Below are 25,669 nucleotides of genomic sequence, written 5' to 3'. Positions count from 1 at the left end.
GCACGGGGGTGTGCTCACGGTGCGAGGCGGTCGAGCCGGGCGTCGGCGCCGGCGGGGGAGTAGAGGTGCTCCACGACCATGGCGGCGGCCCCGACGAGTCCCGCGTGGTCGCCGAGCCGGGAGGTGACGACCTGGAGGTTGGCCGTGGCGCGGGGCATGGCCCGCTGGTAGACCAGCTCCCGCACCCCGGTCAGGAAGGGCACGCCGGACAGCTCACCGGCGATCATCAGCACTCCGGGGTTGAGCAGGGTCACGACGGTCACCAGGACCTCGCCCACCCGCCGTCCCGCCTCCCGGGCCAGCCGGACCGCGTCCGGATGCCCCTCGTTGAGCAGCCGCCGCACGTCCCGGCCCGACGTCGTGTCGAGGCCGAGGGCGGACAGCTCCTTGGCGATGGCCCGGCCACTGGCGACGGCCGCGAGGCAGCCGTGGGAGCCGCACATGCACAGCGCGTCGGACCGGTCGTGCAGGCGGATGTGCCCGATGTCCCCGGCTCCGCCGTCGATTCCGCGGTAGAGGCTGTCCCCGATGACGACCCCCGCACCGATGCCGGTGGACACCTTCAGCAGGACGAACGAGGCGCAGTCCCGGTGGTTGGCCTGGTACTCGGCCAGCGCCATCAGGTTGGCGTCGTTGTCCACGAGCACCGGCACCGCGTGCGCCGCCGGGTCCAGGCCCGTCTTCGCCGCGTACGCCTTCTGGAGCCGTTCCCTGATGGGGTACCGGTCCCAGCCCGGCATGATCGGCGGCTCGATCACCTGCCCGGACTCCCAGTCGACCGGGCCCGGCACGGACAGTCCGATGCCCGCCACGTGGGAGGCCGGGATCCCGGCCGCCGCGATGAGGTCCGGGAACCACTCGGCCAGCCGGTCCAGGACGTGTTCGGGCCCTTCGGCGACGTCCAGCGGAGCGGTGTGCTCGGCCAGGATGGTGCCCGCCAGGTCGAGTACGGCGGCCCGGGCGTGCCGGGTCTCCAGGTCGAAGGCGATCACCGAGGCGTGGCCCGGTTCGAACACGATCCGGTGGGAGGGGCGGCCGCCGGTGGAACTGCCCGTGGCGTGGCGCAGCCACCCCGCGCGGTTGAGCAGGTCGAGGCGTTGTCCGACCGTGGAGCGGGACAGCCCGGTCGCCTGCTGGAGGTCGGCGCGGGTGTTGGCGCGGCCGCTGCGGATCAGCTGCAGCAGCGCACCCGCGCTGGCCTGACTTGACGTCGTCATGGAGTCCCCCACGGCTCAGCTCTTGTCGGCACCGCTGGTCAGCCCCTCGGTGAGCAGGCGTTCGGCGGCGAAGAACAGAAGTACCACGGGGATCGTCAGCACCACGGAACCGGCCATCAGGACGGTCTTGGGCACCTCGATGCCGTTGGACAGCTGGGCCAGTCCCAGGGAGACGGTCCACTGGCCGGGGTCGGCGGCCAGGAACAGCAGCGCGAACAGGAACTCGTTCCAGGCGATCATGAAGACGTAGAGGCCGGTCGCCATCAGCGAGGGCAGGGCGAGCGGCAGGATCACCTTGCGGACGGTCTGCAGCCGGGAGCACCCGTCGAGCGCGGCCGCCTCCTCGATCGAGGCCGGGATGGTGACGAGGTAGTTCTTCAGCATGTAGATCGACACCGGCACGGTCTGGGCGACGTAGACGATGGCGAGGCCGACCAGGCTGGAGGAGAGCCCGATCCGGGCGAAGATGACGAAGAGCGGCACGGCCAGCAGCGTCGCCGGGAACATGTAGACCGCCAGGAACAGCGCGCTGACCTGCCGGTGGCCGAAGAACTTCAGGCGGCTGATCGCGTAGGCGCCGGGCACCGCCGCCACCAGGGTGAGCACCACCGTGCCGAGGGAGACCAGGGCGGAGTTGCGCAGGAACTTCAGGAAGCCCTGGCCGCCGTCGGAGGTGGAGCGCAGCACGTCCTGGTAGGTGGAGAGGGTGAAGTCCTTCGCCGAGATCCACAGGGATCCGGGGTCGAGCAGGAGCGCGTCGATGGGCTTCAGCGACAGCAGCACCATGTAGTAGAACGGCAGCAGGGTGATCACCGCGAGGAACGCGATGACGAACCAGCGCAGTACGCCGAAGAACCGCTCCTCGAACTGGGCCCGGGACAGGGCCGCCTTGCGCGTCACGCTTCCTCCTGGACCTTGTTGCCGAAGAACTTGAAGTAGAAGCCCAGCAGGATCATCAGCGAGACGGCCAGGACGAGCGCCTGGGCGGCCGCGGCTCCCACGTCGTAGCGGGCGGTGAGGAAGTCGTAGACACGCACGGCGGCCACGTCGGTGCCTGCGCCGCCGCCGGTGAGCAGGTACACGTCGTCGAACTTGTTGAACGTCATGATGAAGCGCAGGACGCACAGCAGCGCGATGACCGGCATCAGCTGGGGAAGCAGCACGTGCCGGAACCGCTGGGTCGGGGTGGCCCCGTCCACCAGCGCCGCCTCCTCCAGCGTGTCGGGCACCGCCTGCAGCCGCGCCAGGATGAAGAGGAACGCGAACGGGAAGTAGCGCCAGCACTCGAAGACGATGACGGTCAGCAGCGCCAGCGGGATGTCGAAGTGCAGGCCCAGCAGGTGGACTTCGTACTCCCGGGTGGACAGGAAGGCGATCGGGTCGTCCCAGCCGAACAACCGCTTGCCCCAGTCGTTGACCACGCCGTACTGGGGGCTGAGCGCGACCTCCCAGACGAAGGCCACGGCGACGACGGGTGCGACGTACGGCAGCAGCATCGCCGCGCGCAGCAGCCCGCGTCCCTTGAACGGCTTGCGCAGCGCGAGCGCGGCGATCAGGCCGAGGACGACGGAGCCGACGGTGGAGCCGGCCGTGTACAGCAGCGTGGTGCCCAGGCTGGACCAGAAGCCGGCCGAGTCGAAGACCTGCGCGAAGTTGTCCAGGGACCAGTTGCCGAACAGGCTCATGCCCTGGATGTCGACGAGCCGGGCCTTCTGGAAGGCGAGCAGCACGGTCCAGGCGATGGGCAGCACGACCACCACGAGGACCACGAGGAAGGTGGGGGAGACGAACGCGAGTCCCGCCCGGTTGGCCCGCCGGCTGGCGGTCATCGGCCGGCGGCCCGAGGGGGCGGACCGGCCGGTGGACCGGGGGCTGGAGTCCCGGCGCTGCGGTGCGCCGGCTGGAGCTGTAGTCATGAGGGACCTTCGTGAGGTGCAGGCGGGCGGCTACTGCAAGGAGTTCTTCAGGGCGGCGACCTCTTCGGCGGCGTCGCGCGCCGCCTCGGACGGTGAGCGCTGGCCGCTGGTCATGGCGCCGACCGCCTTCGGTACGGGCAGTTCGCCGTTGGTGGCCCCGACCAGGGCTCCCTCGCCCTGGGAGATGCCCCAGCGGCGCATGTTGCTGACGCCGTCGGCGAGCTGGTCGAGCAGGCTGTCGGGGAAGACCTCGTCCAGCGGCTTGCGGGTGTCGACGCCGATCTCGCTGTGGCGCCACGATTCGAGGTAGCGCCGAGGGTCGGCGGCCGTGCCCTTGCGGACCGGGATCTTGCCCTCGGGTGCCATGCCGAACCAGGACTCGTAGCCGGTGCCCATCATGTACTCGATGAACTCGCGGGACGCCGCGGTCTCGGCGGTCTTGGTGGCCACCCAGGACGTGATCTCGCCGAACTGGGCCGCCTCCTCGGCGTCGGGGCCCTTCATCGCGGTGACGATGCCGCTGTTGTCCGACAGGTACTGGGGGTCCTTCGCGCACTGCGGGCAGCTGGGCAGGGCGTCCTTGCGCAGGCCGGCGAGTTCGTCGAGCAGGAACGAGGACCAGACGACCATCGAGGAGCGGCCGGCGAAGTAGGTGGCCCGGGTGGAGTCCACGGTCTGGGTGCCGGGCGCCCCGTAGGCGCGGGCCAGCTGGTCGTAGGTGCGGAAGGCGGTCTCGCACCGCGGGGAGTCGAGGGCGACCTCGTGCCGGTCGTCGACCAGTTGGCAGTCGTTGGCGAGGGCGACGCTCTCGAAGCTCTGCGAGGTGAAGACGTCGCTCGGGTCGGTGGCCGCCGAGATGCCGTCGTGGCCCCTGGTGGTCAGCGCCTTGGCGGCGGCCAGCGTCTTCGCGTACGTGTCGGGCGCCGGCAGGCCCTTCTGCGCCAACTGGTCCTTGCGGTAGACCAGCAACTGGAGCCAGGCGTCGGAGGGCACGCCGAGGCTGGTGGCGCCGTCTGAGGTCAGCTCCAGCGCGTTGGCGTTGAACGTGTCCCGGCCCAGTTCGCCGACGATCCGCTTCGGGATGTCGGTGTTCAGCAGGCCGTTGGTGTACATCTGCCAGACCTGGCCCATGGGGGCGGCGCCGATGACGTCGGGCAGCGTGCCCGAGGCCGCCGCCGACATGATCAGCTGCGGCATCTGGGCCTCGTCGACCCCGACGAGTTTGACCTTGATCCCGGTCTTCTTCTCGAAGCCGTCGACGACCTTCCGCGTCGCCGCGACCCGGTCGGGGAGGTTCTCCTGGGACCAGACCGTGATCTCACGGTCCGGCCTGCCGGGCCCGGTGCTGCCCGCGCAGCCCGAGAGCAGCCCTACTCCCAGGGCCGCCGTGACGCCGACCGCGGTCGTCCTCGACCGCAGGGTCCTGATGCGCATTGAGTGTCCTCGTTCCGGCTTACGTCTGCTCGCCACGCATCACAGCATCACTTTTGCTTGTTGACAAGACATAAGTTGCGGATATTGTCGACGCAACCGCATCAGCAACCCTTCCGGAGCCCTCCGTGTCATCCGTGTCGCCGAAGTCAGCAGCGTCGCCCGTGCCGTCCGTGGAGCGGGTGGTCCAGTTCACCGGCCCCCGCCAGGTCGAGGTCGCCGAGCACGCCAGGGCCGAACTGCCGCCCGGCCACCTGCGCGTCCGCACCCGGTACTCGGGCATCTCGGCCGGCACCGAACTCACCGCCTACCGCGGCACCAACCCGTATCTGACCCGGACCTGGGACCCCGAGGCGCGGCTCTTCCGCGACGGCGCGCCCGGCATCGAGTACCCGGTGGCCGGCTGGGGCTACTCCGAGGTCGGCGAGGTCGTCGAGGTCTCCCCGGAGCTGGCCGGCACCCCCGGCCTGCCGGTCGCCGGCGACCTGGTGTGGGGCATCTGGGGCCACCGCAGCGAGGGCATCGTGCCCGCCGAGCGCATGATCGGCCACACCCTCCCGGCCGGCCTCGAACCGCTGGCCGGCGCCTTCGCCCGGGTCGGCGCCATCGCCTACAACGCCGTCCTGGCCGGTGACATCCACCTCGGCGAGGACGTCGCCGTGTTCGGGCAGGGCGTCATCGGCCTGCTCACCACCCGGCTCGCCCGGCTCAGCGGCGCCCGCGTCACCGCGGTGGACGCCCTCGACGGCCGCCTGGAGACCGCGAAGCGGTACGGCGCCCAGCACACCCTCAACGCCCGCACCGACGCCGTCGCCGAACGCGTCCGCGAGGCCACCTGCGGCCTCGGCGCCGACCTCGCCATCGAGATCAGCGGCGCCTACCCGGCCCTGCACGAGGCGCTGCGCTCGGTCGCCGCCGGCGGGCGCGTGGTGGCCTCCGGCTTCTACCAGGGCGACGGCATCGGCCTGCGGCTCGGCGACGAGTTCCACCACAACCGGGTCCAGCTGATCTGCTCCCAGATCGGCGGCGTCCCACCGCAGCTCTCCAACCGCTGGACCGTCGAACGCCTCCAGCAGACCTTCCTCCGCCTGGTCGCCGAGGGCCAGGTCGACGTCGACGCCCTGGTGAGCCACGTCGTCCCCGTCGCCGACGCGGCCGACGCCTACGTACTGCTGGACGAGCGGCCCGCCGAGGCGCTGCAGGTCGTCCTCGAATTCTGAGCCCCGCTCCTTCGCGACCGGTATTTTCCGAAAGGCCCCCCATGCTCAAGACCGCCGTCCAGGAACAGCTGCTGCCCGGGGAGACCCTCCAGGCCAAGTGGGACTTCGCCCGGCAGGCCGGGTACGACGCGATCGAACTGCGCGGCAAGGGCGACTTCCACTTCGCCTCCCGCCTCGGTGAACTGAAGCAGGCCCGCGAGGACGGCGTCGTCATGCCGACCGTCTGCGTCGACATGCTGCACTTCCTCGGCGCCTTCGACGAGGACGTCCGCCGCGATGCCGTCGCCCAGATGAAGTCCCAGCTCACCGTCATCGCCGAGATCGGCGGTGTGGGCGCCCAGACGCCCGCCTCGTACGGCATGTTCTCCCGCCGGCTGCCGCCCTTCGAGCCCCCGCGCACCGAGGAGGAGGACCGCGAGGTGCTCCTCGCCGGTCTCACCGAACTCGGCGAGCACGCCCGCAAGGAGGGCGTCACGCTCTTCCTGGAGCCGCTCAACCGCTACGAGGACCACATGGTCAACCGGCTCGACCAGGCCGCCGACCTGATCCGCGCCGTCGGCCTCGACTCGGTCCGGATCGGCATCGACAGCTACCACATGAACATCGAGGAGACCGACCCCGCCGCCGCGATCGTCGCCCACGCCGACGTCATCGGCCACGCCCAGGTCTCCGACTCCAACCGCTTCCAGCCCGGTGCCGGACACCTCGACTGGCCCGCCTGGCTCGGTGCCCTGCACACCATCGGCTACGACGGCCACCTCGCCCTCGAATGCCGGCTGACCGGCGACCCCCTGGACGCCGTGCGCTCCGTCCCCGGCTTCCTCGCGAGGTCCGGCGCGTGAACTCTCCCGACCTCCTGGACCGGCCCGCGCCCGCCGCGCCCGCAGACCTGACCCTGCGGCGCGGTGCGGCGCGGGTCCTCCTCGACAACTGGACCGGCGCCTCCACCGTCCCCTCCCGCACGCTCTACCCGCACCAGTGGAGCTGGGACTCCGCCTTCGTCGCCATCGGGCTGCGCCACCTGTCGGTGCGCCGCGCCCAGCGCGAACTGGAGTCCCTGCTGGCCGCGCAGTGGGCGGACGGCCGCGTCCCGCACATCGTCTTCAACCCGGCCCTGCCGCACGACGCCTACTTCCCGAGCCCCGACTTCTGGCAGTCCTCCCGGGCCGGCCGCGCCGCGGGCGCGCCGTCGGCCGCCGAGACCTCGGGCATCGTCCAGCCGCCCGTGCACGCCCTGGCGGCCTGGCTGGTGCACCGCGCCGACCCGGACGAGTCCCGCCGCCGCGGGTTCCTCGCCCGCGTCCACCCGCGCCTCGCCGCCTGGCACGACTACCTCCTCGACCGCCGCGACCTCGGCGGCGGCGGCCTCGCGGCCGTCGTGCACCCGTGGGAACCCGGCATGGACAACAGCCCCTGCTGGGACCGGGCGCTCCAGCGGATCGAGCCCAGCCCGCCCGGCACCTTCCGGCGCGCCGACCTCGACCACGGCCACCCCGCCGACCGGCCCACCGACCTCGACTACGGCCGCTACGTGCGGCTGGCCACCGAGTACCGGGAGGCCGGCTACGACGACCGGACGGCACCCCACCGGTTCGCCGCGGAGGACCCGTCCTTCAACGCGCTGCTGGCCGTGAGCGAACTGGCGCTCGCCGCCACGGCACGCGAACTGGGCCTGCCGGGGGAGCGGCACACGGAACGGGCCGCCGCACTGACCCGGGCGCTGGTGGACCGTCTGTGGGACGGGGAGGCCGGACTGTTCCGCGTCCGCGACCTGCACACCGGCACGCACGTCGACGAACGGAGCGTCAGCGGCCTGGTCCCGCTGCTCGTCCCGCACCTGCCCGAGGACGTCGTCCGGAGCCTGCACGCCACGCTGACCGGGCCGCACTTCAGCGCCCCGGCCACCCGGCTGGTCCCGAGCTACGACCTGACCGGCCCCGCCTTCGACCCCACCCGGTACTGGCGCGGCCCCGCCTGGTTCAACACGGCCTGGCTGATCGAGCGGGGACTGCGCACCCACGGCCTGCGGCAGGACGCCGACGTGCTGCGCGCCGACTTCCTCGCCCGGGCCGGACGCTCGGGGTTCGCCGAGTACGTCGACCCCGGCACCGGAGCGGCCCGCGGCACCCGGCACTTCTCCTGGACGGCCGCCCTCACCCTCGACCTGCTGAGCCCACACCCGGCGGCGGGCCACCCGGCCGGGTACGACCCGACGGGGTACGACCTGACGGGGCACGACCTGGCGGAGGCCCGGTCATGACCACGGCCGAAACCCGCGTCCAACTCGTACGCGACGCCACCTTCGTACGGCTCGGCACCGACGGTGGGATCACCGGAACCCGCGGCACGGCGCCGGACGGCCTGTTCTTCCAGGACGCCCGGCACCTGAGCCGCTGGCGGCTCACCGTCGACGGCACCGCGCCCGTCGTCCTGGTGCCCGCCACGGCGGACGGCGACGACACGGCCGACTGCGTCCTGACCCCCGAGGGCACCCGGGACCACCCGCCCGCCTACACCGTCTTCCGGCGGCAGAGCGTCACCGCGGGCGCGTTCACCGAGCACCTGACCCTGGTCAGCAACCGCCCCGACCCCGTGACCGCCCACGTCGAGCTGACCGTCGGCGCCGACTTCGCCGACCTCTTCGAACTCCGCGCCGACGACCGCCACTACGCCAAGCCCGGCGCCGAGTACGAGACCCACGACCGCGCCGACGGGCCGGTCTTCACCTACCGGCGGGCCGCATGGCACGCCCGTACGGAACTCACCTGCCGCCCCGCCCCGGACACGGCCGGAGCCGCGGAGCCGGAAGGGGACGCCACCGTCCGGACCCTGTCCTGGCGGCTGCCGCTCGACGCCCACGGACGGGCGGAGGTGCGGCTGACCGCCCGCGCCCACCCGCACGGACACACCGCTTCCACCCCTGCCGCCCCCGCCACGGGCCGACGGCACGCGCACGGCCAGGCGTCCGCGCCGGACGACCTCACCCGCACCTGCGAACGCGGACTGGCCGACCTCGATCTGCTGACCATCCCGGTCACCGGCGTCGACGGCGAGCACCTGCGCGTCCCCGCTGCGGGAATCCCGTGGTTCATGACCCTGTTCGGTCGGGACTCGCTGCTGACCTCGTACTTCCTGCTGCCGTACCGGCCCGCGACGGCGGCCGCCGTGCTGAGCGCGCTCGCCGCCGTGCAGGGCGAGCGCCACGACCCCTTCAGCGGCGAGCAGCCCGGACGCATCGTCCACGAGACCCGCCACGGCGAACTCGCCCACTTCCGGCAGGTCCCGTACGGCCGCTACTACGGCGCCGTCGACGCCACCCCGCTCTTCCTCGTGCTGCTCCACGCCCACCACGAGACGACCGGCGACCGCACCCTCGCCGTCCGCCTGGAGCGGCACGCCCGGCGGGCCGTCGACTGGATGCTCACCGACGGCGGCCTCGAACGGCACGGCTACCTCGTGTACACCCCCGACCCGAACGGTCTGGTCAACCAGAACTGGAAGGACTCCGAGGGCGCCGTCTGCTTCGCCGACGGAACCCAGGCCGAGGGACCGATCGCGGTCTCGGAGGCACAGGGCTACGCCTACGACGCGCTGCTGCGCACCGCCGAACTCGCCGCCGGCCTCTGGGGCGACGAACCCTACGCGCGCCGCCTGCGGGAGACCGCCGCCGGGCTGCGCGACCGCTTCACGTCGGACTTCTGGATGCCCGGGGCGGATTTCCCGGCCCTCGCCCTGGACGGCGACGGCCGGCAGGTCGACGCGCTGGCCTCGGACGCCGGGCACCTGCTGTGGTCCGGCATCCTCGACGAGGACCGCGGCCGCCGGGTGGGCAGGCGGCTGCTGGAGCCGGACTTCTTCTCCGGCTGGGCCGTCCGCACCCTGGCCGCCGGGCAGCGCCCGTACCACCCGCTCTCCTACCACCGGGGCAGCGCCTGGCCGCACGACAACGCGGTCGTCGCGCTGGGCCTGGCCCGCCAGGGACTCGCGGACGAGGTGCGCACCGTCGCCGACGGCCTGATCGCGGCGGCGTCCCACCACGGCCACCGGCTGCCCGAGGTCCTGGCCGGCTACGACCGCTCCGCGACCCCCGCACCGGTCCCGTACCCCCACTCCTGCTCCCCGCAGGCCTGGGCGGCGGCCACCCCGCTGGCCCTGCGGACGGCGCTGGGAATCGTCCGACAGGCCCCGGGGGAGGGGCCGCTCAGTCCCTGACGGGTGCCGCCGTGCTCGCGCGGACGACGAGGCGCGGTTCCACCGACGCCGGTTCGGGCACCGTCTCGGGGGCGGCGATGTAGCGCAGCAGGTGGGCGACGGCGAGTTCGCCCATCTGCGCGAAGGGCTGGGCGACGGTGGTCAGGGGCGGTGCGCAGTACTCCGCCAGCTCGATGTCGTCGACGCCCACCACGGAGACGTCCTCCGGGACGCGCCGCCCCAGTTCGCGCAGGGCCCGGACGACGCCGAACGCCATCTCGTCGCTCGCCACGAACACCGCCGTCGCGTCCGGGATCCGGCCCAGGACCAGGCCGCCCCGGTACCCCGAGGCGGGTGACCAGTCGCCCTCCAGCGGCGGCGGCACCGCGCGCCCGGCGGCCTCCAGCGTGGTCCGCCAGCCCTCCCGTCTGCTGGCGGCCTCCAGCCACTGCTCCGGGCCTGCGAGGTGCCAGACCGTCTCGTGGCCGAGGTCCAGCAGATGCCGGGTGGCCAGCCGGGCCGCCAGGGACTGGTCCACGGCGACGACCTCGGTGGCGTCGGTGCGGGAGCCGTCGATGGTGAGCGTGGGCGTGGCCCGGGTCAGCTCTTCGAGCCGCGGGCTCGTGTGGATCAGCGGCACCGACAGGATGATGCCCTCCACGCCCTGGTCGGTGAGCCGGGACAGCGCGTCCTCGATGGCGGAGGTGTCCAGCGAGGCGGTGGTCGCGGTGCTCACCGTGTATCCGGCGGCCTGCGCGGCGCCCTCGATGCCCGAGGTGACCAGGGCGCGTGAGTAGAACGTGGTGCGGAGGGTCACCACGCCGATCGTGCGGCTGCGCCCGGAGGAGAGCATGCGGGCCGCGTTGTTGCGCCGGTAGCCGAGCCTGGCCACCGCGGCCATGACGTCGGCCCGGGTCTTCTCCCGCACGTGCGGATGGCCCGAGAGCACCCGTGACACCGTCTGTGCGGACACCCCGGCGGCGCGGGCCACGTCGGTCATACCCGGCGGCCGTCGCCCGCCGTCGCCCTGTTGCTTCGTCATGCGGTCCTTCCTCGGGTGCCTCCCGGTCGATGATATCGCTGACATGAGCACTCACCTGGCGTTTCCCGGGCCTGCGGCCGTGCCCGTTCCAACCTGTTGGCATCGATAACATTCTCTGCCATAGTCAAGCGGGACAGCACCCGCCTTCGCCCAGGGATCGATAACAACCGGGGCGGGGCCGGCACGACCACCGGAGCCGTCGAGTGACCCTCCCCCGCACACCCGCACTCACCCACGCCGACGGAGCGTTCCTGCGCGCCGGCCGCCCGCACCGCGTCCTGTCCGGCTCGCTGCACTACTTCCGCGTCCACCCGGAGCAGTGGGCCGACCGCCTGGACCGGCTGGCGGCCCTCGGGCTCAACACCGTGGACACCTACGTTCCGTGGAACTTCCACGAACGCCGCCCCGGCGAGGCCGACTTCGACGGCTGGCGGGACATCGCGCGCTTCGCCCGGCTGGCCCAGCGGACCGGCCTCGACGTGATGGTGCGGCCCGGCCCCTACATCTGCGCCGAGTGGGACAACGGAGGGCTGCCGGCCTGGCTCACCGGCACCCCCGGCATGCGGCTGCGCACCAGTCACGGCCCCTACCTGGAAGCGGTCGGCCGCTGGTTCGACGCGCTCGTCCCGCGCCTGGCCGAACTCCAGGCCGTACACGGCGGACCGGTCGTCGCCGTCCAGATCGAGAACGAGTACGGCAGCTACGGCGACGACCACGACTACGTCCGCTGGGTGCGGGACGCCCTGACCGGCCGCGGCATCACCGAACTGCTCTACACCGCCGACGGCCCCACCCCGCTCATGCTCGACGGCGGCAGTGTCCCCGGTGAACTGGCGGCCGCCACCTTCGGCTCCCGGCCAGAGGAGGCGGCGGCACTCCTGCGCGCACGCCGGCCCGGTGAACCCTTCTTCTGCGCCGAGTTCTGGAACGGCTGGTTCGACCACTGGGGCGAGAAGCACCACGTGCGGTCCTCGCAGAGCGCCGCCCGGGACGTCGGGGACATCCTCGACGCGGGAGGCTCGGTCAGCCTCTACATGGCGCACGGCGGCACCAACTTCGGCCTGTGGGCGGGCGCCAACCACGACGGGGAGTCCCTGCAACCCACGGTCACCAGTTACGACTCGGACGCCCCGGTGGCCGAACACGGCGCGCTCACCCCCAAGTTCCACGCACTGCGGGAGAGGTTCGCCACCGTGCCCGGCGGCCCGGCGCGCCCGCGGCCCCTGCCCGCCGACCCGCCCCTGCTGCCGCCCGCGACGCTGCCCGTGACCCGGCGGGCGGCCCTGCTCGACGGAGTGCGCGCCGCCGCCGAGCCCGTGCGCGCGCCCGTGCCGCTCGGCTTCGACGAGCTCGGCCAGTCCGCCGGCCTCGTGCTCTACACGGCCCACCCCCTGCTGCCCCCCGGCCGCCACGAGGTGACCGTGACCGGCCTGCACGACCGGGCCCAGGTCTTCGCCGACGGCGTGCCCGTCGCCGTACTCGACCGCGAGACCGCCTCCTTCCCCCTGACCGGCACCGGTGCGCGCGTCCGGCTGGAGCTGCTGGTGGAGAACCAGGGGCGGATCAACTACGGGCCGCTCCTCGGCCAGGGCAAGGGCATCCTCGGCGGCGTACGGGTGGAGCGCCGGCTCGTGCACGGCTGGACCATGCACCCGCTCCCGCTGGACGAGTGGTCGCCGCACGACATCGCCCGCGCCACGTCGGCCGCCGGGCCCGGCGGCACGGCCGGGTTCGCCACCGCGGTGCTGGACGTCCCCGAACCCGCCGACACCTTCCTCACCCTGCCCGGATTCGCCAAGGGCTTCGTCTGGGCCGGCGACATGCTGCTCGGACGCTACTGGGAGGCGGGCCCCCAGACCACGCTGTACCTGCCCCGCCCCCTCCTCCGCCCGGGCCCCAACACCCTCACCGTCCTGGAGCTGGAACGCCTCGGCGACCACGTCGCCCTCGTGGACCGCCCCGACCTCGGACCGGCCGAGGAGTACGTCGAGACGTTCGACTGACCGCGCCCGCCCCCGCTCACCGGCCCGCACACCGCAATCGGTTCACCAACCCCCACTGGTAGCAACACGAGTTGAGGAGTACCCGTGTCACGGTTGACCGCTCCCCGGAGCAGACTCGCCCTCGCGGCCGTCGCCACCGCGCTCGCCCTCGCCGGCGGCGCGTCCCTCGGGTCCCCGCCCGCGTCCGCGTCCGACCCCGGCACCACCTACACCGTCACCGTCGGGGACAAGGGTTCCTGGACCCGGCCCGACGACACCCCCGCCGCCACCTACATCGACAAGGACGGCACCTTCTACTACCAGCAGGCCCACGCGCTGTACGGCGCCGACGACAGCCGTGCCTGGAGCTTCTACACCGGCACGGACTTCGACACCGCCGAACGGTCCGACGCGATCAGCGACGCCGCCGACCCCGACGAGCCCAGGGACCGCAACGACGACACCACCTGGCGGTGCAACAACAGCCCGACCGGCAAGGAGTCCACGTTCCCGCCCGCCGGCTCGCACTACGCGCAGAAGAACTACTGCGACCTGGCGGGTGTGTGGGTGGACCCGGACACCGGCGACTGGTACGGGCTGGTGCACAACGAGTTCACCCCGCAGCCCTTCGCCGACGGCCTCCACTACGACGGCATCGACCTGGCGGTCTCCCGCGACCAGGGCCGGACCTGGTCCGTCGAGGACCACGTCATCACCTCGCCGTACAGCACGAAGCGCGGTGACACCGAGGCGTTCGGGCAGCAGACCTACCATTACGGCGACGGCGACCCCCGCCTGTTCGCCGACACCGCCTCCGGGTACTTCTACGTCTACTACGGCTCGCGGATCGTGGACAAGGGCGGCAGCTGGAAGGCGTTCCACGCCCACGTGGCCCGCGCGCCGATGTCCGGCAAGATGGCGCCCGGCACCTGGCAGAAGTGGTACGACGGCGCCTGGTCCGAGCCCGGCGTCGGGGGCCGCGAGAGCAACATGGTGCCGGTCGGCGGCTCCGGGGACACCGGCTACACGCCCGTGGCGGACGAGTACGACCCGGCCACTCCCGGCAAGGTCGACGAGCAGGTGGCCGCGGGCGAGATGCCCCCGACCTCGCCCCTGTTCGTCATGGACATCACCTACAACGCCCACCTGGGCCTGTACGTGGGTGAACCCCAGGCGGTCGACCAGAGCGGCGACGCCCCGCAGCAGTTCTACGCCACCGACGACCTCGCCACGCAGAAGTGGTTCCCGATCGGCGACACCGGCGACCACACCAACGCGTCCTGGTACCGCTGGTTCCTCGACGGTGTGAACAGGACCGGCTCCGGCATCGTCGGCAAGTCGTTCCGCTCGTACTGCTCCTTCGGCTGCTCGGACGGCAAGGACGCCGAGTACGTCGACATCACCATCGGCACCTCCGACCCGGCGGCACCGGTCGACGTGGACGAGACGTACCGGATCACCGGGGCGGACGGCCGGGCCCTGGCCCAGAGGACCGCGCACGGCTCCGCCACCACGTCGGTGCGCGGGCCGAAGCCGTCCGGACTGGCGGCGTGGGTCTTCACCGGCAACGGCGACGGCTCCTACCGCATCGCCAACGCCGCGACCGGCAGGCTGCTCGGCGTCGACTCCACCACGACGGCCGGCCGGGCCTGGGGCACCAAGCCCACCGTCACCCGCCCCGGCAGCGGCGGACCCTCCGTCGGACAGCAGTGGTTCGTCATCCCCGGCACCTCCGCCGACGGCACCACCGACAGCACGTACCGGCTGGTCAACCGCTACAGCGGCCTGGTGATCGGCGTCTCCGGCGACCCCCACCGGCGCGCCGAGACCACGCCCGTCCGCTCCTGGACCGACAGCACCGGCGACCGGGTCGGCGGCCGGCGCGGCCCCGGCGAGCAGACGCTGACCCTCACCCCGACGGGGCGGGCCGGCTGACGTCACGGTGTGAGCGCCGGGCCGGGACACGTGCGGTGTCCCGGCCCGGCGCCGGCACGCTCCGGTCAGGAAGCGGGCAGCTCACCGCGGACCGTGCGGGCGGCGGCGACCAGGTTCTCCAGCGACGCGCGGGTCTCGGGCCAGCCGCGGGTCTTCAGCCCGCAGTCGGGATTGACCCAGAGCCGCTCGGCCGGGATGGCCTTCAGGCCCGTGCGCAGGAGGTCGGCGGCCTCGTCGGCGCTCGGGACCCGCGGGGAGTGGATGTCGTAGACGCCTGGCCCGGCCTCACGGGGGTAGCCGTGCGCGGCCAGTTCCCGGGCGACCTGCATGTGGCTGCGGGCTGCCTCCAGACTGATGACGTCGGCGTCGAGGTCGTCGATGGCCTGGACGATGTCGCCGAACTCCGCGTAGCACATGTGGGTGTGGATCTGGGTGTCCGGACGCACCCCGCTCGTGCTGAGCCGGAACGCCTCGGTCGCCCACGCCAGATAGGCGGCGTGGTCGGCGGCCCTCAGGGGCAGGGTCTCGCGCAGCGCGGGCTCGTCCACCTGGATGACCGAGGTGCCGGCGGCCTGCAGGTCGTTCACCTCGTCGCGCAGGGCGAGAGCGACCTGGCGGGCGGTGTCGCCGAGGGGCTGATCGTCGCGGACGAAGGACCAGGCGAGCATGGTGACCGGCCCGGTGAGCATGCCCTTCACCGGGCGGTCGCTCAGGGACTGGGCGTAGTTCGTCCAGCGCACGGTCATCGGCTGGGGGCGGGAGATGTCACCGGCCAGGACCGGCGGACGGACGTAGCGGGTGCCGTACGACTGGACCCAGCCGTGCTGGGTGGCGAGGTAGCCGGTCAGCTGCTCGGCGAAGTACTGGACCATGTCGTTGCGCTCGGGCTCGCCGTGCACCAGGACGTCGATTCCGGTCTTCTCCTGGAAGGAGACGACCTCCTGGATCTCCGACTTGATGCGCTCCTCGTAAGCGGCCTCGTCGATGCGCCCGGCGCGCAGGTCGGCGCGCGCGGTGCGCACTTCGGTGGTCTGCGGGAACGAGCCGATGGTGGTGGTCGGCAGCAGGGGCAGCCCGAGGTGGGCGCGCTGGGCCGCGGCCCGTTCGGCGTACGGCTGGGAACGACGGGTGTCGGCGTCCGTCACGGCCTCCGCACGGGAGCGGACGGCGGGGTCGCGGGTGATGGGTGAGGTGGCCCGGGAGGCGAGGTCGGCGCGGTTGGCGGCGAGTTCGCCGGTGATGGTGCCGGTGCCCTGGGCGAGGCCCTTGGCGAGCGTGGCGATCTCGGAGGTCTTCTGCCGGGCGAACGCGAGCCACCGCAGGATCTGCGGGTCGATGTCCCGCTCGAGGGCCGCGTCCAGCGGGACGTGCAGCAGGGAGCAGGAGGCGGAGACGTCGACACGGTCGGCGAGCCCGAGCAGGGTGCCGAGGGTGGACAGCGACTTCTGCAGATCGTTGATCCAGATGTTGCGGCCGTTGACCACACCGGCGACCAATCGCTTGCCGGGCAGTCCACCGACGGCGGCGAGCGCGTCGAGGTTGGCGGCGGCGGCCTCGGTGAAGTCCAGCGCCAGCCCGTCCACCGGTGCCTTGGCCAGCATCGGCAGGGCGTCGCCGAGCCGGTCGAAGTACGAGGCGACCAGCAGCTTGGACCGGTCGGGCAGGGCACCGAGATCACGGTAGGCGCGCTCTGCGGCATTCAGCTCGGCCGGGGTGCGGTCCTGCACGAGGGCGGGTTCGTCGAGCTGGACCCATTCGGCTCCGGCCGCACGCAGGTCGGCGAGGACCTCGGCGTACACGGGAAGCAGCCGGTCCAGGAGCGTGAGCGGCTCGAAGTCCGCGGGCACGCCGGGAGCGGGCTTGGCGAGCAGCAGGTACGTGACGGGGCCGACCAGGACCGGACGGGCGGTGAGGCCCTCGGCGAGGGCCTCCTTCAGCTCGGCGACCTGCTTGGTGGAGTCGGCCGTGAAGACGGTGTCGGGACCGAGTTCGGGGACGAGGTAGTGGTAGTTCGTGTCGAACCACTTGGTCATCTCAAGCGGCGCCACGTCCTGGGTGCCGCGGGCCATCGCGAAGTAGCCGTCCGTCGCGTCGGCGGCGACGGCGGCGCGGTGCCGTTCGGAAATCGCGCCGACCATGACCGTGGTGTCGAGGACGTGGTCGTAGTACGAGAAGTCGCCGGTGGACACCTCGTGGATGCCGGAGTCGGCGAGCTGCCGCCGGTTGTTCCGCCGGAGTTCGGCGGCGGTGGTGTGGAGGGCGTCGGCGGTGACGCGGCCCCTCCAGTAGCCCTCGATGGCCTTCTTCAGTTCACGGTTCTGGCCCTGGCGGGGGTAGCCGTACACGGTGGCCCGTGCTGCCGCGGCTGCGGACTTCGCTGTCACGGAGATCTCCTTCGCGAGATGAATCCCTGAGATCCCGGGGACGGGACGAGAGCGCGAAGGTCGTGGCTGACAGCCGGACGGTGACGACCCGCGCGGCAAAGGCACGGTCGTTCCGCCTGGTGTGTACGCCGACCCGCCCTCGAGGTCACCGGGATGTCCGCGCGCGGAACGGTCCGCACGCGGGCAGTTGGCAGGTCTTCGGACTCGCGGGCACGCCCTCCGTCCGGAGGACACCTAGTGGCCGTCGCTTCCCGGGCCCGGTACGTCGGACCCAGTGCGTATGACGGCGGTCGTTCCCACTCACCGCTGCGGGGCAGTCCCGGATTCCCACCGGGTTCCCTCTTGCGACGCATCCCGCCTGGCGGACGGGGCGAACCAGCTGCACCGTTCACCCTACCGGGACCGGACCCGGCACCGGCCGGTCGCGTCCGGCATGCGGACGGGGCGGCGGGACACGCCGCCGGCGGACTACTGCGGAGCCCAGTCGCTCCGGTTCCGGTCCGGCGCGCCGACGTGCCACGGACAGGCCGTGTCGTGCGCCGAGCCCAGCGAGGTCCACCACACCTCGCAGCAGTCGGCGCCCACGGGGACGCGGGCGGCGGCGGGGCGGGTGCACTCCGGGCCGTGCACGGCGCCGTCGGAGTGCCGCCAGAAGGCGCAGCAGGGGGTGAGACCGACCGGCTGCCCGTGAGGCGGGCGGGCCAGGAGTTCGGCCCGGCGCGCCAGGACCGTCCGGCGCCGGTGCTCGGCTCCCTCCCGGGCCGCGCACCAGGCCATGACCCCCGCGGCGTAGAGACCGGGCAGGGCGAGCCAGGGGTGGTGGCTGCCCCCGTACCAGGCGGCGGCGAGCAGGAGCACGGCGGCGGCACGGCACCCGCGTGCGGTGCGCAGGCTCGGTGTCACAGGAGACTCCCGTGGTCGGCGACGGAGAAGGTCCTCAGGACACCCGTATGCCCGCGGTTCGCGGACCTACGTCCACTCATCGCGCCCGTCCGCGTCCGGGCGGGTCCTCAGCGGCGTAAAGGGCGGAAATTCCGTTGCGGGCGCCCGCCGACGCCCCCGATTCTGCTCTCATGTCCACCGCCGACCTGCGGCCGGCCACCCTTGCCGACGCGCCCGCCATCACCCAGCTCCTCAACGAGATCGACCGGATCGAGATCGGCCGCCCCGAGACCGACCAGCACACCGTCGAGGCCGACCTGAAGCATCCCGAGACGGATCTGACCCGGGACTCGTGGCTCGCCTTCGACGGCGGCCTGCTGGTGGCGTACGGGCTGCTGTGGGACGAGTCCGGCGGCGAGCGCGTGGACATCGACCACTACGTGCTCCCCGGCCACCAGGGCACCGGCCTGCGGCTGCTGGCCGCCATGGAGGACCGCGCCCTCGCCAAGGCACGGGCCAACGGGGCCGCTCGGGCCGTAGTCCACCTGCACCTCAACGCCCGGCCCACCACCGACACCGCGCTCCTCGCGGAACGGGGCTGGCGCATCGTCCGGTCCCACCACGTCCTGCGCCGGGCGGTGGACCCGGCGGCCGACCTGCCGCCGCGGGCCCCGGCCGGGGTGAGCGTGCGCGCCTGCGCGACGGAGGCGGACCGTGTCCGGGTGCACGAGCTGTACCAGCAGGCGTTCGCCGGGCACTTCGACTTCCAGCCGCGCCCGTACCGGCTCTGGCTCAGCGACATCGACGCCGAGGGGCTCGACTGGTCCCTGGTGTGGATCGCCGCCACCGACGGCCTGGGGGACGCCGGTTTCCTGCTGGCCCGGGACGACCGCGAGGCCATGGGCTGGATCCGCGCCCTCGGCGTGCTGGGCGAGGCGCGGGGGAGGGGCCTGGGGGGATTCCTCCTGCGGCACGCCTTCGCGCACTTCGCCGCGCGGGGCCGGGACACGGTGGGCCTCGGGGTCGACACGGCCAACGCCACCGGCGCACCGCGCCTCTACGGCCGCAACGGCATGACCGTCCACTTCGCGGTCGACACCTGGGAGGCCGTCATCGGCTGACGCCCGGTGCGGCACCGGGCGGCGGTCCGTGCCCTCGGCCAGCGTGTCAGACCACCATCGCGACCGTCACCGCGCCGAGCAGCGCCACGTACGTCCACGCGTGGGCGCGGTCCGTGATGCGGGGCGGGCGGCGCCGCAGCACCGTGATCACCGGCAGGGCCGGGCCCGTCGTCAGGTCCTGTCCGCGGAGCCGGGGCAGTCGGAGTCGTAGACGAGCAGCCCTGTCCGCGACGACTGGGTGGGGATCCCTCTTCGGCACGAGGGCGCCGACCGCATGGAAACGGGCCGGCGGAGCACACCTCCTGCATGGGAACCGTCGTGCACGTACCGCAGACAAGGGACATGATCGGCGACGAGCTGTCCGGAGACGAGGCGTGGACCGCGCTGCGCCGCTACGGGGGCCGCCGGCTGGTGACCGACGGGTTCCTGCGCTTCCGGTACGCCGACGGATTCAGTTTCGCGCGGGCCCTCGCCTTCCAGCTGGTCATCGGGGTGATCCCGCTCGCCATCGCCCTGGTCGGGGTCTCCGCGGCCACCCACACGGAGAGCGTCGGACGACTGATCGAAGTGACCTTGAGCGAGATCGTTCCGCCGGCCAGCGCCGAACTCGTGCGCGAGGGACTGCTGGCGACCCGCACGCATGCCGGTGCCGACACGGCGGGCACCGTGGCCATGTGGCTGGGCCTCGTCTTCGCCGTACTGAACCTCGCATCGGCCATGGGCCAGATCGAGCGGGGGTGCAACCGCATCTACGGCATCGAACGCGACCGGCCGTTCTGGGCGAAGTACGCCCGCAGCCTGCTGCTGGCGGTCGGTGCGGGCGGGCCGCTGGTGCTCGGCTTCCTCGTGACGGTGGCCGGGGGAGCGGTGGGCAGGGCGGTGACGGAGGTCTTCGACTGGCCCGGGGAGTGGCTGAGCTGGTGGAACTGGGCGAAGGTCCCGGTGGGCGTGGCGCTCGCCTGCATGGCTTCGGCCGTCGTCCTGCGGTGGGCGCCCCGGCGTGACCAACCGGGGTACACCTGGCTCGTGTTCGGGTCCGCGGTACAGCTCGTCCTGTGGATCACGGCGACCTGGCTGCTGGCCCTCTACGTCGGGCACAGCGGGTCCTTCGGGTCGCTGTACGGGCCACTGACCGCCCTGATGGCCCTGTTCCTCTGGGCCAACCTGGCGGGCGTCGCGCTCTTTTTGGGCGTGGCCTTCGCGGCCCAACTGGAGGCCGCCCGAGCCGGCATCTCCGGGCCCGTGCATCCGGATCCAGGTTCCGGGCCCCGGCCCGCCGGCCAACCGCCTCGGCAGCGAACGGACGGGGATCAGCCCACGATGTCCGCGAGGAGGTCGCGCCGCGGTTCGTGACGCGGTCGCCGTGCCCCTCGCGCGAGCGCTTCCAACGACCTCTTGCCGGGTGGTTGATTCGGCCCGGCGAGCTCGTGTCGTCACCCCGGCCCTTCCGTGAACGGCGCCTCGGTCGACGGTTCCCCCGTCCCGTTCAGCTCTGCGCGACACGGACGAGTCCTGCGGCCGGGGAAGAAGAGGGCCCGCCCGTTCGTCGGGGCGCACGGCAGGCGACGGCGCGCCATCCGGGCCACGGCGCGTTCCTGACGCGCTCGACCATTTCGACGCCGCCGAACGCGTGCTTCTGCGGGACGGACCGAGCGGGCTGACCAACCGGGCCGTCACTGAGGGAGCGGGCTACGCCAAGGGGATCCTGCACCGGCACTTCATCGACTTCGACGCCTTCCTCACCGACCTCGTGCTCGACCGGGCCGCGCGGCTCCCGACGAGCGTGCCTGGGGCCGCATCGCGGCTGACGCCGACATCGACTCACTCACCCTCTCCCTGGTCGGTGGCGGGCATCTCGTGTTCACCGACCGTGGCCCCGGTCCGCCGGCCACGGAAGCCGTCGAGAAGCTCGTGACAGCGGTCGTCGCCGATGCCGTGCAACGACGACCGGCTTAGCCGCTCGGAGCGCACGGCTGGACGCCATCTCACAACGACATACGTCTACGCTGGTCGCGGACCGAAGGGGGCGGCACATGGCCAACGTCGTGGATCTGATCTGCTATCCCGTCAAGGGGTGCGCAGGTACGTCGATGAACGATGCGCTCCTGACACCGGCGGGCCTCGCCCACGACCGCAGCTTCATGGTCGTCAGCGAGGACGGAATCTTCCGCACGCAACGCCGGCACCCCCGCCTGGCCCTGATCCGGCCCGCCGTCAGTACCGACGGCTCCCGGCTCACGCTTGACGCGGCCGACGGCACCGGCCCCTTCGGCACGCTGTGCCTCGACGTGACGACATCCGCGCCGCGCCGCGACGTCGACCTGTTCGGCACCCCCTTCCAGGGGATCGACCAGGGTGACGAAGCCGCCACCTGGCTGTCGGAGTTCCTCGGCACCCCCAGCCGTCTGGTCCGCGTGCCGCCGGAGCACGACCGAATCGCCGACGGCCTGACCCCCGGCCCGTCCGGCTATGCCGACAGCAGTGCGGTGCACCTGCTGTCCCGCGCCTCCCTCGCCCTCCTCAACCAGCGGATGGCCGAGCGAGGCGCGCCGTCCCTGTCGATGAACCGCTTCCGCCCGAACGTCGTCGTCGGCAGCCACGACGGTCACGACCACGACGGCGTCGACTGGGCCGCCCCACCGCACGGCGAGGATCGCGCACGCCGCATCACCATCGGCGACGCCGAGTTGGGCTTCGCCAAGCTCGCGGTGCGCTGTGCCGTCACTCTGGTCGAGCAGGAGGCCGGAGCAAGGCGGGGGCCGGAGCCGCTGCGCACACTCGCGAGCTACCGACGGGCCGCTGCCGGCGGCGTGGTGTTCGGCGCGAAGTTCTCCGTGGTCACGCCGGGGAAGCTGTCGGTGGGCGACGAGGTGGTCGTCCAGGAGTGGGGCGACGCCGGCCTGCGGAACCCCTGACAAGGCGGACCGGCGTTCCTAGGTCTGCTGCCGCTCGTCGCGCCGCGCCTGCTCCCGGGCGTGGTGGCCCAGGGCCGCGCTGCGGCTCGTCGACAGATGGTGCAGGACCAGTTCCTGGACGCGCTCCACGTCGCGTTCCGCGATGGCCTGGTAGAGGGCCTCGTGTTCCAGGGCGACGGCCAACAGGTCGTCGTGCTGGCCCATGAGCCAGCGCAGGCGGCTGTGCAGGACGCGTTCGAGTTCGTTGAGCAACTCGTTGGCGGCCAGCGAGATCACCGTCTGGTGGAAGTCGGCGGCCGCGCGGCGTGCTCCCACCGCGTCGTCGGCGCGGGCCGCGTCGAGTTCGGCGTCCACCGTCGCACGCAGCCGTTCGAGACCGTCGCGGGTGTGCCGCCCGGCGGCGAGCCGGAAGGCCAGGGTCTCCAGACCCGAGCGGACCTCGTCGAGGTCGGCGATGTCGCTCGTGGTGAACTCCCGCACCACCGCCCAGGACCGGGGCCGCGGCGTCACCAGCCCCTCCGACACCAGTGTCCTCAGGGCCTCCCTGACGGGCAGCCGGCTCACGCCCAGCGCCTCGGCCAGCTCCCGCTCGACCAGGCGGCTCCCCGGTCGCCGCACGCCGTCCACGATCTCGTCGCGCAGCCGTCGCGTGACCCGCTCGGACTCGGGCATGAAGCCCTCTGACGCAGCCATCGCCGTCCTTCGTCCCTCTTCCCGTTCCGAGCCGTACGACCGCGCCGTGCGGAGCGGCGGTCGGGCGGCCCGTCAGAATACCCCGGAGCCGGCCGCCGGCCGGGGCGCGGGAGGACTTGGTGAGGGGTCAGCCCACCCGCGGGGGCCAGTTGACGATCCGCTTGGCACGCGGGGGCGCGTAGGTGCGCACCTTGGACGTGGACAGGCCGAGCCGGACCAGGGACTCGGCGACCGTCACGGCTGCCGCGACGCCGTCGACCACGGGGACACCGGTCCGTTCCACCACGCGTTCGGCGAGCCCGGCCATGCCTCCGCAGCCCAGGCAGATCACCTCGGCCCGGTCGTCCTCGACCGCGCGGGCGGCCTGTTCGGTGATGGCGTCCACGGCGGCCTGTTCGTCCCGTTCCAGTTCGAGCACCGGCAGCCCGCTGGCGCGCACCGAGGCGCACCTCGCGCTCAGTCCCGCCACCTCCAGCCGCTCCTCGATCAGCGGGACCGTACGGTCCAGGGTGGTGACGACGGAGTAGCGGCGGCCCAGGAACTGGGCGGTGCTCGCGGCGGCCTCGGTGATGTCGACGACGGGTACGTCGAGCAGTTCCTGGAGCCCTTCGCGGCCGTGCTCCCCGTACCCCGCCTGGATCACCGCGTCGAACGGCTCCGGGTGGGCCCGGACGGTCTCCATGACGGCGACGGCGGCGAGGTAGCTCTCGTAGTTGCCCTCGACGGACTCCGCGCCGAAGGCCGGGGTCAGCGGCACGATCTCGGTGCCCTCCGCGGCCGCGGCGGCGGCCTGCTTGCCGATCGCGTCGGTGATGGACTGCGTGGTGTTGACGTTGACCACGAGGATGCGCATGGGTGGGCCTTCTGCTCGGGCGGGAGGTTCCGCGGGTCGCCACGTGGCGGTGGGGCCGGTTCGCGGCGACGGTGGGGCCGTGTCGCTACGGCGGCGTTGCTTCGCGGCGACGGTGGACTTGCGGCGGGTGTTCAGTGGCGAGGGCGGGTCGCTGCCGCGCGACGACATCGGTCAGCGGTGGCTGCGGGTCGCTGCCGTGCCAGACATCGGTTCGCGGCGACGGTGGGCCGACGTCCCCGCGGCGGGCCTCCTCGGCGGCGCCCGCGGAGTCGAGGTGCCATGCCCGGCCCGCCCGCCGCAACCGCGCCGCGGCTACTCCGCCGCCACGGCGATGGCCTCGCCGTCCACGTCGCGGATCGGTGAGGCGCGGTCCGCGATGACCGCGTACAGCGCGGCGGCGACGATCGCTCCGACGAACCAGGAGAACCCGGCCGCGGCGTGGAAGTAGGGGACCAGGGCGACCACCACGGCGACGGCGGCGCTGGGGACGAACGCGGCGACGGCGCGCGGGTTGTAGCCGCGGCGGTAGTGGTACTCGGCGCCCGCGTCCTCCGTGTAGAGGGCCGGCACGTTCACCCGGGACTTCCGCAGCAGCCAGTAGTCCGCCATGATCACGCCGAACAGCGGGCCGAGCAGCGCGCCGAGCCCGCCGAGGAAGTAGTTGACGACGACCGGGCTGTTGTAGAGGTTCCAGGGCGTGATCACCAGGCCCAGCACCGCGCTGACCAGACCGGCGCGGCGGAAGTCGAGCCGGTGCGGGAAGAGGTTGACCAGGGCGTAGATCGGCGCGACGAAGTTGGCGAGCAGGTTCACCGCCACCGTGAGAGCGATCAGGCAGAGCGAGGCGACGGCCAGCAGGAACATGTTGGGGATGGTCCGCACGATGTCCGTCGGACTGGTGATGACGTGCCCGTCGAGGCTGAACTGGGCGCCGCTGAGCACCGCCACGATCACGGCGAAGAAGAGCATGTTCACCGGGATGCCGATCACGTTCCCGCGGACGATCGAGCCCCGGCTGCGCGCGGAGCGGGTGAAGTCGCAGAAGTTCAGCACGAACGTCCCGTAGATCACCACCCAGAGCGCGGCGGCCTGCAGCACCTGGAGCCACATCGCGCCGCCGGTGAGCGGATCGTCGACGGACAGGGAGATCGAGCCGTCCGCCCGGACGAACATCCACACCGCGAGGGCGCACATGGTGAGCAGTGTGGTGGGCGCCGCGAAGGCCATGTACCGGCGGATCATCTGCATGCCGTAGCTCACGATGAGCACCTGGAGGGCCCACAGGACCAGGAAGGTGATCCAGCCGAGCGTCGACTGCCCGAGCAGGGAGTTCGTGTCCAGGCGGGCCAGCCCGGGGAACATGGCCACCAGGAGCGCGCTCAGCACCGCCGCCGCGAGATAGGTCTGGATACCAAACCAGGCGATCGCCACGACGCCCCGGACGACCGCCGGAATCTTCGCCCCCTTGATACCGAACGCGATCCGGCTCATCACCGGGAACGGAACGCCCGTCTTGTGACCCATGAATCCGGACAGGGTGAGCAGGAGGAAGAGCAGGACCGAGGCGAGCGCGAAGGCGGCGAGGATGCCCCACACGTTGAGCCCGAGGGCGAACAGCCCGATCGCGAAGGCGTAATTGCCCAGGCTGTGCACGTCGTTGGCCCAGAGGGTGAAGACGTTGTACGCGCCCCAGCGGCGCCCTTCACGCTTGGTCGGGGCCAGGTCGTACGTGTAGAGGCCGGAGCTGGTGGCGGTGTCACTGGACTCCGCGGACGAGCGGCGGTCTTCCAGGGCAGTCATACGGGACTCCTGGGATCAGGATGCGGGGAGTTGGAGAGTTCCACAAGGCGGAAGCGGCTTTCCGATGAACAGAACGTAGTTTTCGCC

19 protein-coding genes, 1 pseudogene and 1 riboswitch are annotated in these 25,669 nt (G+C 72.5%); of the genes and pseudogenes, 10 read left to right on the top strand and 10 right to left on the bottom strand.

The genetic code is table 11. The features are described 5' to 3' along the window. Window positions 1-14: 14 nt before the first annotated feature. From DMH12_RS01455 to DMH12_RS01440, 4 genes are read right to left on the bottom strand one after another with little or no spacing between them, the layout of a single operon-like run. A complete protein-coding gene (locus DMH12_RS01455) occupies window positions 15-1,217 on the bottom strand; it encodes an ROK family transcriptional regulator (RefSeq protein WP_185832094.1) in 1,203 nt (400 codons plus the stop codon). Between the two features lie 15 nt (window positions 1,218-1,232). After that, on the bottom strand, window positions 1,233-2,117 hold the full coding sequence (locus DMH12_RS01450) for a carbohydrate ABC transporter permease (RefSeq protein ID WP_125489671.1): 885 nt from the start codon (window positions 2,115-2,117) through the stop codon (window positions 1,233-1,235). Continuing rightward, window positions 2,114-3,133, bottom strand: coding sequence for a carbohydrate ABC transporter permease (locus DMH12_RS01445; protein WP_125489670.1), 1,020 nt, complete (start codon window positions 3,131-3,133; stop codon window positions 2,114-2,116). The genes DMH12_RS01450 and DMH12_RS01445 overlap by 4 nt, the downstream gene beginning before the upstream one ends. 30 nt (window positions 3,134-3,163) lie before the next feature. After that, window positions 3,164-4,567 carry an ABC transporter substrate-binding protein gene (locus DMH12_RS01440; protein WP_125489669.1) on the bottom strand — a complete coding sequence of 468 codons (1,404 nt, stop codon included), beginning with the start codon at window positions 4,565-4,567 and terminating at the stop codon, window positions 3,164-3,166. Between the two features lie 170 nt (window positions 4,568-4,737). Between DMH12_RS01440 and DMH12_RS01435 the strand changes: the two genes are divergently transcribed. Genes DMH12_RS01435 through DMH12_RS01420 form a run of 4 tightly spaced genes read left to right on the top strand, consistent with a single transcriptional unit; the run spans window position 4,738 to window position 9,996 of the window. Further along, window positions 4,738-5,784, top strand: coding sequence for a zinc-binding alcohol dehydrogenase (locus DMH12_RS01435; RefSeq protein ID WP_125489725.1), 1,047 nt, complete (start codon window positions 4,738-4,740; stop codon window positions 5,782-5,784). 41 nt (window positions 5,785-5,825) lie between these two features. Further along, window positions 5,826-6,626 (top strand): sugar phosphate isomerase/epimerase family protein, encoded by an 801-nt coding sequence (locus tag DMH12_RS01430; protein ID WP_125489668.1) that lies wholly within the window; start codon window positions 5,826-5,828, stop codon window positions 6,624-6,626. After that, a complete protein-coding gene (locus DMH12_RS01425; RefSeq protein ID WP_260473966.1) occupies window positions 6,623-8,044 on the top strand; it encodes an MGH1-like glycoside hydrolase domain-containing protein in 1,422 nt (473 codons plus the stop codon). The genes DMH12_RS01430 and DMH12_RS01425 overlap by 4 nt, the downstream gene beginning before the upstream one ends. Beyond that, entirely contained in the window at window positions 8,041-9,996 is a 1,956-nt protein-coding gene (locus DMH12_RS01420) for a glycogen debranching N-terminal domain-containing protein (protein WP_125489667.1), read from the top strand. Before DMH12_RS01425 ends, DMH12_RS01420 begins: the two co-directional genes overlap by 4 nt. Here the strand turns inward: DMH12_RS01420 and DMH12_RS01415 are convergent. Next, window positions 9,986-11,017 (bottom strand): LacI family DNA-binding transcriptional regulator, encoded by a 1,032-nt coding sequence (locus DMH12_RS01415; protein ID WP_125489666.1) that lies wholly within the window; start codon window positions 11,015-11,017, stop codon window positions 9,986-9,988. The genes DMH12_RS01420 and DMH12_RS01415 overlap by 11 nt on opposite strands. A gap of 203 nt (window positions 11,018-11,220) precedes the next feature. On the opposite strand from DMH12_RS01415, the gene DMH12_RS01410 reads away from it, so the two are divergent. Together DMH12_RS01410 and DMH12_RS01405 are read left to right on the top strand one after the other, a co-directional pair. Beyond that, window positions 11,221-13,020, top strand: a complete 1,800-nt coding sequence (locus tag DMH12_RS01410; RefSeq protein ID WP_125489665.1) for a beta-galactosidase family protein — start codon at window positions 11,221-11,223, stop codon at window positions 13,018-13,020. A 93-nt stretch (window positions 13,021-13,113) separates the two neighbouring features. Beyond that, window positions 13,114-14,934 (top strand): RICIN domain-containing protein, encoded by a 1,821-nt coding sequence (locus DMH12_RS01405; RefSeq protein ID WP_125489724.1) that lies wholly within the window; start codon window positions 13,114-13,116, stop codon window positions 14,932-14,934. Window positions 14,935-14,999: 65 nt separating this feature from the next. Here DMH12_RS01405 and metE read toward each other — a convergent pair whose 3' ends face one another. Both metE and DMH12_RS01395 read right to left on the bottom strand, forming a co-directional pair. Then, on the bottom strand, window positions 15,000-17,318 hold the full coding sequence (gene metE / locus DMH12_RS01400; RefSeq protein ID WP_125489664.1) for a 5-methyltetrahydropteroyltriglutamate--homocysteine S-methyltransferase: 2,319 nt from the start codon (window positions 17,316-17,318) through the stop codon (window positions 15,000-15,002). A gap of 171 nt (window positions 17,319-17,489) precedes the next feature. Beyond that, window positions 17,490-17,713: riboswitch (cobalamin riboswitch) on the bottom strand. 73 nt (window positions 17,714-17,786) lie between these two features. Beyond that, window positions 17,787-18,221 carry a hypothetical protein gene (locus DMH12_RS01395; protein WP_125489663.1) on the bottom strand — a complete coding sequence of 145 codons (435 nt, stop codon included), beginning with the start codon at window positions 18,219-18,221 and terminating at the stop codon, window positions 17,787-17,789. Window positions 18,222-18,391: 170 nt separating this feature from the next. Here DMH12_RS01395 and DMH12_RS01390 point away from each other — a divergent pair, with 170 nt between their 5' ends. The 4 genes and pseudogenes from DMH12_RS01390 to DMH12_RS01370 all read left to right on the top strand — a co-directional run bounded on the left by DMH12_RS01390 (window position 18,392) and on the right by DMH12_RS01370 (window position 22,236). After that, the gene (locus DMH12_RS01390) at window positions 18,392-19,321 is read left to right on the top strand and encodes a GNAT family N-acetyltransferase (RefSeq protein ID WP_125489662.1); all 930 of its coding nucleotides are present in this window, start codon (window positions 18,392-18,394) and stop codon (window positions 19,319-19,321) included. Window positions 19,322-19,627: 306 nt separating this feature from the next. Further along, window positions 19,628-20,674, top strand: coding sequence for a YihY/virulence factor BrkB family protein (locus tag DMH12_RS01380; RefSeq protein ID WP_125489661.1), 1,047 nt, complete (start codon window positions 19,628-19,630; stop codon window positions 20,672-20,674). 277 nt (window positions 20,675-20,951) lie between these two features. Beyond that, window positions 20,952-21,277, top strand: a pseudogene (locus tag DMH12_RS40215) (hypothetical protein). A 77-nt stretch (window positions 21,278-21,354) separates the two neighbouring features. Next, a complete protein-coding gene (locus DMH12_RS01370) occupies window positions 21,355-22,236 on the top strand; it encodes an MOSC domain-containing protein (RefSeq protein ID WP_125489660.1) in 882 nt (293 codons plus the stop codon). Window positions 22,237-22,254: 18 nt separating this feature from the next. On the opposite strand, the gene DMH12_RS01365 is transcribed toward DMH12_RS01370, so the two are convergent. The 3 genes from DMH12_RS01365 to DMH12_RS01355 all read right to left on the bottom strand — a co-directional run bounded on the left by DMH12_RS01365 (window position 22,255) and on the right by DMH12_RS01355 (window position 25,582). Next, window positions 22,255-22,929 carry a GntR family transcriptional regulator gene (locus DMH12_RS01365; protein ID WP_125489659.1) on the bottom strand — a complete coding sequence of 225 codons (675 nt, stop codon included), beginning with the start codon at window positions 22,927-22,929 and terminating at the stop codon, window positions 22,255-22,257. Window positions 22,930-23,056: 127 nt separating this feature from the next. Beyond that, window positions 23,057-23,782: an aspartate/glutamate racemase family protein gene (locus DMH12_RS01360; RefSeq protein WP_125489658.1), complete on the bottom strand. Its 726-nt coding sequence runs from the start codon at window positions 23,780-23,782 to the stop codon at window positions 23,057-23,059. Between the two features lie 312 nt (window positions 23,783-24,094). Then, window positions 24,095-25,582, bottom strand: coding sequence for an NCS1 family nucleobase:cation symporter-1 (locus DMH12_RS01355; protein WP_125489657.1), 1,488 nt, complete (start codon window positions 25,580-25,582; stop codon window positions 24,095-24,097). Window positions 25,583-25,669 lie beyond the last annotated feature (87 nt).

Origin of the sequence: Streptomyces sp. WAC 04229 (assembly GCF_003947455.1) — a bacterium.
Classification (GTDB): domain Bacteria; phylum Actinomycetota; class Actinomycetes; order Streptomycetales; family Streptomycetaceae; genus Streptomyces.
Note: the sequence above shows the minus strand (reverse complement) of the source record. Positions and strands in the feature narration are given on the sequence as shown.